Consider the following 10552-nt stretch of genomic DNA (forward strand, 5'->3'; position numbering starts at 1 on the left):
CGATGTGCCGTCGGCGCTCGGCCGCTCCGGCCCGGGTGCCACGCATCCCCGGCCCACCCGGGCGGAGCTGGCGGCGGCTGCGGACCGGACCATTCCCGACGTGCTCGCGCCGGGGCTGGCGGTGCTCTTCGTCGGCATCAATCCCGGCCTCTGGTCGGCGGCCACCGGCTGGCACTTCGCCCGGCCCGGTAACCGGTTCTGGCCAGCGCTGCACCTGGGCGGATTCACTCCCCGCCTGCTGCACCCGAGCGAGCAGGACGATCTGCCGGCGCTCGGGCTCGGCATCACCAACATGGCCGCCCGGGCCAGCGCCCGCGCCGACGAGCTGAGCCCTCAGGAACTCCTCGACGGCGCGGCGATCCTGACCGACAAGGTGGCCCGGTACCGGCCGCGGTGGGTGGCCGTGGTGGGGGTGACCGCGTACCGGATCGGTTTCCAACGACCAAAGGCCACCTTCGGCCCGCAGCCGGAGTCGCTGGCCGGCTCCCGGCTCTGGGTGCTACCCAACCCGAGCGGCCTGAACGCCCACTTCACGCCGGTGACGTTGGGCGCGGCGTTCGCCGAACTGCGGCTCGCCCTTGCGAGTCGAGCAGGGCCACGGGAGACCGCAGCCGCCGCAGCTCCAGATCGGCATGACCGGACCGTGGGTGGTCACCGCACGACCACTAGGGGGGACGAGTCTCCTCATTGATTGATACCGCTACTCTGCGCCCATGGCCGGCTTTCGCGCGGCGTTGCTCGCTCTGTCCCTGCTCGTCGTTCTCGCGTTGGTCGTCGTCGTGGCACTACGGCGTCGACGCAGGGTTGCTCGGATGGACGGCCGGCAGGCGGGGCTGGATTCCGCGCGCAAGGCGATCCGCCAGAGCGCACGGGAAACCCGTACACGACGCCGGGGCAGTCTTCGCGGCAAGGGCGGCGGCGGTGACCAGAACCTGACCTTCGACGCGGCCTCGACGAGCGACTCCGGCGGCACTCCGTAGTGCGACCAGTCCGCCTGTTGATCGACTCGACGTCGTGGAAGTCGGGCTTTCGAAGCGGACGGGAGACCGCGACTTACCGCAACCCGGGTCGATCAACCGACTGACGGGTCAGTTGGCGGCGGCGGGCGGCATCGCCTCGTCGGCGACGTACGTGCCCAGGGGCATGACCACCGGCTCGGGGCCGGTCGCGTCCACGAAGGGGCGGGGCGAGTCGGCGACCGCGAACTGGGTGCGGTACAGCTCGGCGTAGAGCCCGCCGACGGCGACCAGCTCGTCGTGCCGGCCCCGCTCGACGATCCGACCGCCGTCGAGCACGAGGATCTGGTCGGCGTCCCGGACGGTGGAGAGTCGGTGGGCGATAACCAGGGCGGTACGTCCGGCCAGCGCCACCGACAGCGCGCGCTGCACCGCGGCCTCGCTCTCCGAGTCGAGGTGTGCGGTCGCCTCGTCGAGGATGACGATCGACGGGGCCTTGAGCAGCAGTCGGGCGATGGCGATGCGCTGCTTCTCGCCGCCGGAGAAGCGGTAGCCGCGCTCCCCCACCGTCGTGTCCAGACCGTCGGGCAGCGACCGGACCAGGTCGGCCACCTGGGCGCCGGCGAGCGCGGCCCAGATCTCGTCGTCGGTGGCGTCGGGCTTGGCGTAGCGCAGGTTCTCGGCGATGGTCTCGTGGAACAGGTGCGAATCCTGGGTGACCACGCCGATCTCGTCGCGCAGGGAGGCGAGCGTCGCGTCGCGCACGTCCACCCCGCCGACCAGGACCTGGCCATCGGTGACGTCGTAGATCCGGGAGATGAGCATCGACAGTGTCGACTTGCCCGCGCCTGACGGCCCGACCAGGGCGACCATCTGCCCGGGCTCGACGCTGAACGAGACGCCCTTGAGCACCGGCTCGTTGACGGTGCGGTCGAGGGTGGCGACCTCCTCCAGCGAGGCGAGGGAGATCTCGGCCGCGCTGGGATAGCGGAAGCGCACGTCGCGGAAGTCGACCCGGCCGGCGCCCCGGGGCACCGGGACGGCGTCGGGCTTCTCCACGATGCCGGGCTGGAGGTCGAGCACCTCGAAGACCCGATCGAAGGAGACCAGCGCGCTCATCACGTCCACCCGGACGTTGGAGAGCGCGGTGAGCGGCCCGTACAGGCGGGTGAGCAGCAGCGCGAGGGTCACGACGGTGCCGGCGCTGACGCCGCCGGTGACGGCGAGCCAGCCGCCGAGACCGTAGGTGAGCGCCTGCGCCAGCGAGGCGACCAGGAGCATCGCCACGAAGAACGTCCGCGAGTACATGGCGGACTGGATCCCGATGTCGCGGACCCGCTCGGCGCGGCCGGCGAACCGGCGGGCCTCGATGTCGGGTTGGCCGAAGAGTTTCACGAGCAGCGCGCCGGCCACCCCGAACCGCTCGGTCATGGTCGCGTTCATCTTGGCGTCGAGGTTGTACGCCTCGCGCGTGATGTCGGCCAGCCGCCGACCGACCCGGCGGGCCGGGATGATGAAGATCGGCAGCAGCACCAGCGAGAGCGCGGTGATCTGCCAGGAGAGGGTGAACATCACCGCGGCGGTGAGCACGAGTTGGATGACGTTGCTGACCACGCCGGACAGGGTGGAGGTGAACGCGCGCTGGGCGCCGAGCACGTCGTTGTTGAGCCGGCTGACCAGCGCGCCGGTCTGGGTGCGGGTGAAGAACTGCAACGGCATCCGCTGCACGTGATCGTACACGCGGGTGCGCAGGTCGAGGATGATGCCCTCGCCGATGCGGGCGGAATACCACCGCTGGGCCAGGGACAGCAGCGCGTCGGCGACCGCCAGCCCGGCGATGAACAGGGCCAACCGGATGACGAGCCGACCGGCCTCGGTGCCGCCCCGGTTGATCGCGTTGATGACGTCACCGGCGAGCACCGGCGTGGCGACGCCGATGATGGCGGCGAGCACGACCGTGGCCAGGAAGACGACGATGTCGCGACGGTAGGGCTGGGCGAAGGCGACGATGCGGCGGGCCACCCCGCTCTTGAGCCGGTGGGTGGAGACTTCGTCGCGGTTGCGCATCGACCGGAGCATGCTCCACCCGGCCATGCCACCGCCGGACATCGGGCTGGACACCACTCACCTCCGGGTCGTCGGGCGGACCGCGCTGTCGGGTCAATTCTCCCGACAGGTGTGACAACCTCGCTCGTAACCCGGATCTTCCCGCGCGGTCCTTACTATTCGCCCCGGCCGGCGAGATCGCGCAGGCGGCGGGTCTGCGCCTCGCGCTCGGCCCGCTGCTGGTCGGCGTGCGACCGCCCGGCCGCGCCGGCGAGCAGCGCCTTGATCTCCACCACCGCGTCGCGCGGGCCGGCCAACAGGCCCGCCGTGAGGTCACGGACCGCGTCGTCCAGCTCCGCCGGGGGTACGACGAGAGTGGCCAGCCCGATCCGGTCGGCCTCGGCGGCGTCCAGCCGGCGGCCCGTGGCGCAGATCTCCAGCGCCCGGGAGTAGCCGACGAGCTCCACGAGACGCTTCGTGCCGGCCAGGTCGGGCACCAGCCCGAGCGTCACCTCGGCCATCGAGAACCTCGCGTCGGCGGCGAGGACCCGCAGGTCGCAGGCGAGGGCGAGCTGGAAACCGGCACCGATCGCGTGCCCCTGCACCGCCGCCACGGAGATGACGTCCGGCCGGTGCAGCCAGGTGAAGCCGCCCTGGAACTCGGCGATCCGGTCGGCGCACTCGCCCTCCGGCAGCGTGGCCAGCTCGGCGAACGACCCCGGGCCGGACGCACCGGCGACCGCGAGGTCGAGGCCGGCGGAGAACGCACGCCCTTCGCCCCGGACCACCACCACCCGTACGTCACCGGGCAGGTCGCGCGAGAATTCGCTCATCGCGCGCCACATGGCCGGCGTCTGGGCATTGAGCACGTCGGGCCGGCACAACGTCACCGTGGCGACCGGCCCGTCGCAGGTCAGCCGAACCCCGGTCGCCTCGGTGGTCACCGGACTGCCCGGGGAGCGGCGTTGGTCAACGACGCTAAGTGGCGGGTCACGCCTTCTTGCGGCGCCGGGCACCGCCGCGCTGACGCAGCTGAACCCCGGACTCGGTGAGCACTCGGTGGATGAACCCGTAGGAACGGCCGGTCGAGGCCGCCAGCGCGCGGATGCTCTCCCCCGAGGTGTACCGCTTTACCAGGTCCTTGGCGAGCGTCTGACGCTCGGCTCCGACGATCCGGCGACCCTTCTCAGTGCTGGTGGCTGTGCCAGTGGCTGCCATGCTGTGTCCTCACGTCCCAGACTGTGCGGTTCGGATACGGTCCCACCTATTAGACCGCCTCGGACGATCATGCGCCAGATATCAACTCTTCGCCAACCGACACGCTATGCAATGTCAGGTTCCCGATAGAGTGATCCTCGCGAAACGTCTGGAGTGGGCCACTCCGGCGCGGTGACACCTCCACCCGTACGCTCCCGGGCGTGTTCGACCTGTTCGGCACCGCAGCCGGCGCGGCCGTCGTCTTCGCCGCCACCGACATCGACGACATCGTCATCCTCACGCTGTTCTTCGTCGCGGCCCGCACCACCGGACGCCCGCGTACCGCACAGATCGTTGCCGGCCAATATCTGGGCATCGGCGCGCTCGCGCTGGCCAGCGCGGTGGTCGCCGCCGGGTTGCTGGTCGTGCCGGAACCGTGGACCGGGCTGCTCGGCCTGCTGCCGATCGCGCTGGGCGTCCGCGCGCTGTGGCACCGGGACGACGACGAACCCGCCGCCGTGGTCACCGGCACGCTCGGCGTGGCCGGGGTGACGATCGCCAACGGGGCCGACAACGTGGCCGTCTACGTACCCGTGTTCCGGGCCCTCGGCCCCGGCGACAGCGCGGTGTTCCTGCTGATCTTCGTGGTGCTGATCGGCCTGTGGTGCGCCGCCGCGGCCTGGCTGGGCGGCCACCGGCGGGTGGTCGCCTTGGTGGAGCGTGCCGGGCACTGGCTGGTACCGGCGATCTTCATCGGCATCGGTGTGGTGATCCTGGTCAGCTCCGGCGTGCTGGGCCGGCTGGTCGACCTGCTGGGCTGAGACCCGGCGGTCCGGCTGGTCGACCTGCTGGGCGGGAACCGGGCGGTCCGGGCGCCGGACCGCCCGGCGCAGCGGTCAGGCCAGCTCGACCAGTTCGAGGAGGTCGTCGCTCCAGGCGTCCTCGTCGCCGTCGGGCAGCAGGATCGCGCGGTCCGGCTTGAGCGCGAGGACCGCGCCGGGGTCGTGCGTGACCAGCACGATCGCGCCCGGGTAGTTGGCGATCGCGTCGAGCACCTGCTCGCGGCTGACCGGGTCGAGGTTGTTGGTCGGCTCGTCCAGCAGCAGCACGTTGGCGCCTGAACAGACCAGCGTGGAGAGGGCCAGCCGGGTCTTCTCGCCACCGGAGAGCACCCCGGCCGGCTTGTTCACGTCGTCGCCGGAGAACAGGAACGCGCCGAGGATCTTGCGCAGGTCCGTGTCGGACTGCTCGATCGCGGCGGCGCGCATGTTCTCCAGCACCGTCCGCTCCACGTCCAGCGTCTCGTGCTCCTGCGCGTAGTAGCCCAACCGCAGGCCGTGCCCCGCGTGCACCTCGCCGGTGTCCGGGCTGAGCAGCCCGCCGAGCATCCGCAGCAGCGTCGTCTTGCCCGCGCCGTTGAGGCCGAGGATGGCCACCCGGGAACCCCGGTCCACCGCCACGTTGACGTCGGTGAAGATCTCCAACGAGCCGTACGACTTGGACAGGCCGGTCGCGGTGAGCGGCGTCTTGCCGCACGGGGCGGGGCTGGGGAAGCGGACCTTGGCGACCCGGTCGGCGACGCGTACCTCCTCCAGGCCCGAGATCAGCTTCTCGGCCCGGCGGGCCATGTTCTGCGCGGCGACGGTCTTGGTGGCCTTGGCCCGCATCTTGTCGGCCTGCGCCATCAGCGCGCCGGCCTTCTTCTCGGCGTTGGCCCGCTCGCGGCGGCGACGTCGCTCGTCGGTCTCGCGGGCCTCCAGGTACGCCTTCCAGCCCAGGTTGTAGACGTCGATCACCGAGCGGGTGGCGTCGAGGAACCAGACCTTGTTGACCACCGACTCCAGCAGCGCGCCGTCGTGGGAGATCACGATGAGCCCGCCCTTGTGGTTGGCGAGGAAGCCACGCAGCCAGGTGATCGAGTCGGCGTCGAGGTGGTTCGTCGGCTCGTCGAGCAGCAGGATGCCGCCGCCGTTCTCACCGGCGTCCCGGAACAGGATCCGGGCCAGCTCGATGCGCCGACGCTGACCGCCGGAGAGGGTGCCGATGGTCTGGGCGAGCGCGCGGTCCGGCAGCCCGAGGTTGGCGCAGATCCGGGCGGCCTCGGCCTCGGCGGCGTACCCACCCAGGGCGGCGAACTGGTCCTCCAGCGCGCCGTAGCGGCGGACCAGCTTCTCGTTGGCGTCCTCGGCGAGGCGCTCCTCGACCTCCTTCATCTGGGCCATCAGCACATCGAGACCGCGGGCGGAGAGCACCCGGTCGCGGCCGGTGACCTCCAGGTCGCCGGTGCGGGGGTCCTGCGGGAGGTAGCCGATGGCGCTGCGCTGGTCGATCTGGCCGCCGTACGGCTGGCCCTCACCGGCGAGCACCTTGAGGGTGGTGGTCTTGCCGGCGCCGTTGCGGCCGACCAGGCCGATCCGGTCACCGGGCTGCACGCGCAGGGTGGTGTCGGACAGCAGGATCCGGGAGCCGGCACGCAGCTCCAGGCCGGTGGCAGTGATCATCTCGTAGGACTCGCTCTCGGGGTCTGGAAGGCTGACTCAGGGCACGCGAAAGCGCCGGCGGGCGGTGGGCCCGTCGGCGCGGGGCGGTTCAGCCTTCGCAGCGCGGCACGGCGACAAGTGTACCGGGCGCTCACGTACGACCCGCTCGGATTACCAATCAAGATCATCGGGTACCGGAACGCCTGTCCGGACCCCGTCCGGCGCTGACGGCCTATCACAGGACATTTCACGCGATCGAGGTCATCATGGAGCTGAACGAGAACGCGCAGGTCGACACCAGTCAGGTAGAGGACATGCGTGGATCCGGCGGAGGCGGCGGGGGCGGAGGCCTCGGGATCCCGATCCCCGGGGGCGGCGGCCGGGGCGGCGGCCTGATCGGCATCATCATCGCCGTCGTGCTGGCGTTGGCCGGTGGCGGGTTCGGGCTCAGCCAGCTCGGCGGCGGAGGCGGCAGCGACCAGCCAGCCGACAACTCGAGCCTGGACGCCGAGTGCTCCGCGAGCGCGACCAAGACCGAGGACTGCCGCAACACCCTCTTCATCAATTCCATCCAGGCTTACTGGAAGGACGCCATGCCGAAGGCGTTCGGCGACCAGTACCAGCCGGCCACCACCCGGTTCTTCAGCAACAGCGTGAACACCGGCTGCGGTCAGGCCGACTCGGGTGTCGGCCCGTTCTACTGCCCGGCGGACAAGCATGTCTACATCGACCTGACCTTCTACGACACGCTCAAGTCGGAGTTCGGCGTCACCGGCGAGTTCCCCCAGCCGTACGTTCTCGCGCACGAGTACGGCCACCACGTGCAGGACCTGCTCGGCACCGAGGCCAAGGCGCAGGACGGCAAGGCCGGGCCCACCTCCGGCTCGGTCCGGCTGGAGTTGCAGGCGGACTGCTTCGCGGGCGCCTGGGCCAACCACGCCACCGAGACCAAGTCGAAGAACGACAAGGCGATCTTCAAGTCGATCAGCGAGCAGGACATCCAGGACGCGGTGGACACCGCTGGCGCGATCGGCGACGACGCCATTCAGCAGAAGTCCGGCCAGGGCAACGACCCGAGCTCGTACACCCACGGCACCGCCGCCCAGCGGCAGAAGTGGTTCGAGCAGGGCTACAACAGCGGCGACCCGAAGACCTGCGACACCTTCGGCACCAACCAGCTCTGACATCTCCACGCGGTCGCGGCAGGCCCGCCGAGCGGGCCTGCCGCGATTGTCGTTGGGTGGTCAGTCGAGCCGGGACACCTGGTAGTGCCCGATCAGCCAGGCGTCACCGACCCGCCGCACGACCACGCCCAGGTGCACGGTCAGCGCCGGCCGGTCGGTGAAGCCGAACTCGACCTCCAGATAGCCGAGGACCACGTCGGCGGCGAGTCGCCGGGCCTGAAGGATCTCGTACGCGGCGGTCAGGCCCAGCGGCTGGGCCGCGTAGTACGCCGCGACGCCGTCCCGGCCGACGGCGTACGGGCGCAGGCCCTGGAAGATCGCGTCATCCGCGAAGACCGACGCGACGCGGTCCGGCTCGTGGGCGTCGACCGCCGACCTCCACCGGTCCAGGACCGCGCGCAGGATCTCCACCTCGTCACCGGCCACGGTCACCGCCTCGGCTGACCGGGATCGTTCGGGTGCGGCGTCAACGGCGTGACGGTCTCCCGCCGCCAGGCGCGCAGCGGCATCGACGCGAGGACCAACTCCAACTCGTCCGCGTCGGCGGCCTCGAAGAGTCCCCACGTCCGCCACTCCCCCGGCGCCAGCGGCGGCCGCCACAGGCGCAGCAGACTGCCCTGCGCCGTCAACTCGGCCGAACGCGCCGCCTCACGCGCACGCATCTCGGCAACCCCGTCCTCCGACGTGCCGTCGGGCACCGTCGTCACCATGTCCACCAGGAACTCCACGCGCCCATCCTCCGACCATGTGCGCCGCACCACGCCCCGAACCCCCGTTCGGGTGGCGGTCGTCTCTGCTCCGGCTCGACCGGGCAACCAGCCGAGAGCAGCGCCGCCGCCGTGATCCGGGACCGGGGCATCGCCGCTGACCAGACGCCGCCAGTTCGGGGCCGGGCGCGTAGCGTCGCCGCCGACCACATGCGGCCAGTTCGGGCGCGCAGCGTCGCCGCTGACCAGACGCGGTCAGTCCGCGGCCGGGGCGGGGTCGCGCAACCGGATCCGTACCGCCCGGGCCGCGCTCACCGCCGCGACCAGGACCGCGTGCCGAGGCTCCGGCACGTCAAGCAGCCGTTCGGCCCGCAGCGGCACGAGCGGGGCCAGCCGACGGTCCGCGAGCACCGTGTCCACGGCCCGCCGGTCACCGCCGCAGACCAGGGCCGCCAGCTTCGCCGCCTCCGGCAGCAGCAGCCGTACGGCCAGGTCCGCCGCGTCGCCCAGCGCCGCCTTGGCCTGGTTGTCACGCCGCCGGGCGAACCGGTGCTGCGACCACCCACCCGCCGCGGTGCGCCCCTGCACGTACCGGGTGTCCACCTTGGAGACGACCAGCTCGGCGCCGAGCGCCACGCCGATCGCCACCGCGCCCTTGCGCGCCAACAGGAGACCGATCCGGTACGGCGTGCCGGCGGCGGCCACGAAGGCGGCCACGTCATCCCTGGTGGGCGACCCGGGCGGCGTGTGCAACTCGGCGGTGGCGCCGTCGGGGGCGGTCAGCAGCAGCCCGTACTCCCGTGCGGTGGTGGTGGGCGGGCCGTGCCGGTCGGCGAAGCCCTCGACCCACCGGCCGACGCGGGCCGGGTCGACCTCGACCCACCGGCCTCCCCCGGCGGCGGGTCGACTGGTCACCGCCCGACCGTACGCCACCGCCGGCGCGCTCGAGCCGTCAGCCCGGCAGCAGCGCGGCTACCGCCAGCGCGGCGATGAGGACGCTGGAGAGCAGGCCCGTGACCAGCCGGCCGCGCGGGCCGGTCAGCGCCCGACCGACCACCGTGCCGCCACCGGCGATGAGCAGCTGCCAACTCGCCGACGCCAGGAACACTCCGGCCACGAACAGGGCCGCCGGCACCGCTCCCGCGTCGGCCGATTCCGGCCGACCGAGGACCAACGCGACGAAGTAGAGCACCGTCGTCGGGTTCAGCAGGGTCAATCCGAGCAGCGCCGCGTAGGCACGGCCCGGAGTCTCCATGCCCCGACCGCCCCGCGCCGCCGGCATCCGGCGGGAACGGTGGGCGACCCAGGTCCGCCAGAGCCCGTGCGCGGCCAGCCCCAACAGGACCACGGCGGCGGCCATCCGCAGCGGACCGGCGGCCGGCGCGATGACCCCGGCCAGGCTCGCGCCGCCCAGCGCGGCGACCGCCGCGTAGAGCCCGTCGGCAGTCGCCACCGCGAGGGCCGCCGCCGCGCCGACCCGGAACGAGGTACGGGCACTGAGCCCCAGGATGAGGATCGCGATCGCGCCGACCGGGATGGCGACGCCGTAGCCGGCCACCAGACCGGCGAGGAACGCCCCGCTCATGGCCGTCGACGCAGGATCGAGGCCCGCCCCGGCACCGGCCGCTGTCGACGACCGGCAGTCGTCGCAGGGACCAGAACCCGCATCGCGTACGCCTCGATCACATCGGCATCCTGCGCGCCGGCAGCCGTCGCCCGCAACGGATTTCCCCGCCTCGCCGTCGCATCCGCGCGCCGATCTTGCACTTACAGACGCTGAGATGTCCACCTTTGCCAAATAAGTCGGCACAGAAAGCGCAAGATCGGCGTCGTGTCCGCGCCCCGCGCCCCGCGCCCCGCGCCCCGCGCCCCGCGCCCCGCGCCCCGCGCCCCGTGCCCCGTGCCCCGTGCCCCGCGCCCCGCGCCCCGCGCCCCGCGCCCCGCGCCCCGCGCCCCGCGCCCCGCGCCCCGCGCCCCGCGCC

Annotated in this window: 12 protein-coding genes; 4 read left to right on the forward strand and 8 right to left on the reverse strand. The window is 72.3% G+C overall.

What is annotated here, in order from left to right; genetic code table 11:
- Positions 1-4 precede the first annotated feature (4 nt).
- Positions 5-691, forward strand: a complete 687-nt coding sequence (gene mug / locus ABZ272_RS31360) for a G/U mismatch-specific DNA glycosylase (RefSeq protein WP_355053565.1) — start codon at positions 5-7, stop codon at positions 689-691.
- A gap of 22 nt (positions 692-713) precedes the next feature.
- Positions 714-980, forward strand: a complete 267-nt coding sequence (locus tag ABZ272_RS31365) for a hypothetical protein (protein WP_355053554.1) — start codon at positions 714-716, stop codon at positions 978-980.
- Between the two features lie 108 nt (positions 981-1088).
- On the opposite strand, the gene ABZ272_RS31370 is transcribed toward ABZ272_RS31365, so the two are convergent.
- From ABZ272_RS31370 to ABZ272_RS31380, 3 genes are all read right to left on the reverse strand, one after another.
- The gene (locus tag ABZ272_RS31370) at positions 1089-3065 is read right to left on the reverse strand and encodes an ABC transporter ATP-binding protein (protein ID WP_355053566.1); all 1977 of its coding nucleotides are present in this window, start codon (positions 3063-3065) and stop codon (positions 1089-1091) included.
- A 113-nt stretch (positions 3066-3178) separates the two neighbouring features.
- On the reverse strand, positions 3179-3946 hold the full coding sequence (locus ABZ272_RS31375) for an enoyl-CoA hydratase/isomerase family protein (protein WP_355053555.1): 768 nt from the start codon (positions 3944-3946) through the stop codon (positions 3179-3181).
- A gap of 46 nt (positions 3947-3992) precedes the next feature.
- A complete protein-coding gene (locus tag ABZ272_RS31380; protein WP_007462679.1) occupies positions 3993-4220 on the reverse strand; it encodes a helix-turn-helix domain-containing protein in 228 nt (75 codons plus the stop codon).
- A 200-nt stretch (positions 4221-4420) separates the two neighbouring features.
- Here ABZ272_RS31380 and ABZ272_RS31385 point away from each other — a divergent pair, with 200 nt between their 5' ends.
- The gene (locus ABZ272_RS31385) at positions 4421-5020 is read left to right on the forward strand and encodes a cadmium resistance transporter (RefSeq protein WP_355053556.1); all 600 of its coding nucleotides are present in this window, start codon (positions 4421-4423) and stop codon (positions 5018-5020) included.
- Between the two features lie 75 nt (positions 5021-5095).
- Here ABZ272_RS31385 and ABZ272_RS31390 read toward each other — a convergent pair whose 3' ends face one another.
- The gene (locus ABZ272_RS31390; protein ID WP_355053557.1) at positions 5096-6700 is read right to left on the reverse strand and encodes an ABC-F family ATP-binding cassette domain-containing protein; all 1605 of its coding nucleotides are present in this window, start codon (positions 6698-6700) and stop codon (positions 5096-5098) included.
- A 245-nt stretch (positions 6701-6945) separates the two neighbouring features.
- On the opposite strand from ABZ272_RS31390, the gene ABZ272_RS31395 reads away from it, so the two are divergent.
- Entirely contained in the window at positions 6946-7863 is a 918-nt protein-coding gene (locus tag ABZ272_RS31395) for a neutral zinc metallopeptidase (protein WP_355053558.1), read from the forward strand.
- A 60-nt stretch (positions 7864-7923) separates the two neighbouring features.
- Here the strand turns inward: ABZ272_RS31395 and ABZ272_RS31400 are convergent, their stop codons facing one another.
- The 4 genes from ABZ272_RS31400 to ABZ272_RS31415 form a co-directional block, all read right to left on the reverse strand.
- Complete coding sequence (locus ABZ272_RS31400; RefSeq protein ID WP_355053559.1) at positions 7924-8289, reverse strand: nuclear transport factor 2 family protein; 366 nt, start codon at positions 8287-8289, stop codon at positions 7924-7926.
- Positions 8290-8291: 2 nt separating this feature from the next.
- The gene (locus tag ABZ272_RS31405; RefSeq protein ID WP_355053560.1) at positions 8292-8591 is read right to left on the reverse strand and encodes a muconolactone Delta-isomerase family protein; all 300 of its coding nucleotides are present in this window, start codon (positions 8589-8591) and stop codon (positions 8292-8294) included.
- A 234-nt stretch (positions 8592-8825) separates the two neighbouring features.
- Positions 8826-9485, reverse strand: coding sequence for an acVLRF1 family peptidyl-tRNA hydrolase (locus ABZ272_RS31410; protein WP_355053561.1), 660 nt, complete (start codon positions 9483-9485; stop codon positions 8826-8828).
- Between the two features lie 37 nt (positions 9486-9522).
- Positions 9523-10155 carry a LysE family transporter gene (locus tag ABZ272_RS31415; protein ID WP_355053562.1) on the reverse strand — a complete coding sequence of 211 codons (633 nt, stop codon included), beginning with the start codon at positions 10153-10155 and terminating at the stop codon, positions 9523-9525.
- Positions 10156-10552: the final 397 nt, after the last annotated feature.

Source organism: Micromonospora sp. NPDC005979, from assembly GCF_040614415.1.
GTDB lineage: Bacteria > Actinomycetota > Actinomycetes > Mycobacteriales > Micromonosporaceae > Micromonospora.

Excerpts from the sequence above, each read along its gene's own strand:
- ABZ272_RS31365 (WP_355053554.1), top strand. The coding sequence starts at position 714 with ATGGCCGGCTTTCGCGCGGCGTTGCTCGCTCTGTCCCTGCTCGTCGTT.
- ABZ272_RS31370 (WP_355053566.1), bottom strand. The coding sequence starts at position 3,065 with ATGTCCGGCGGTGGCATGGCCGGGTGGAGCATGCTCCGGTCGATGCGC.
- ABZ272_RS31380 (WP_007462679.1), bottom strand. The coding sequence starts at position 4,220 with ATGGCAGCCACTGGCACAGCCACCAGCACTGAGAAGGGTCGCCGGATC.
- ABZ272_RS31390 (WP_355053557.1), bottom strand. The coding sequence starts at position 6,700 with ATGATCACTGCCACCGGCCTGGAGCTGCGTGCCGGCTCCCGGATCCTG.
- ABZ272_RS31395 (WP_355053558.1), top strand. The coding sequence starts at position 6,946 with ATGGAGCTGAACGAGAACGCGCAGGTCGACACCAGTCAGGTAGAGGAC.
- ABZ272_RS31415 (WP_355053562.1), bottom strand. The coding sequence starts at position 10,155 with ATGAGCGGGGCGTTCCTCGCCGGTCTGGTGGCCGGCTACGGCGTCGCC.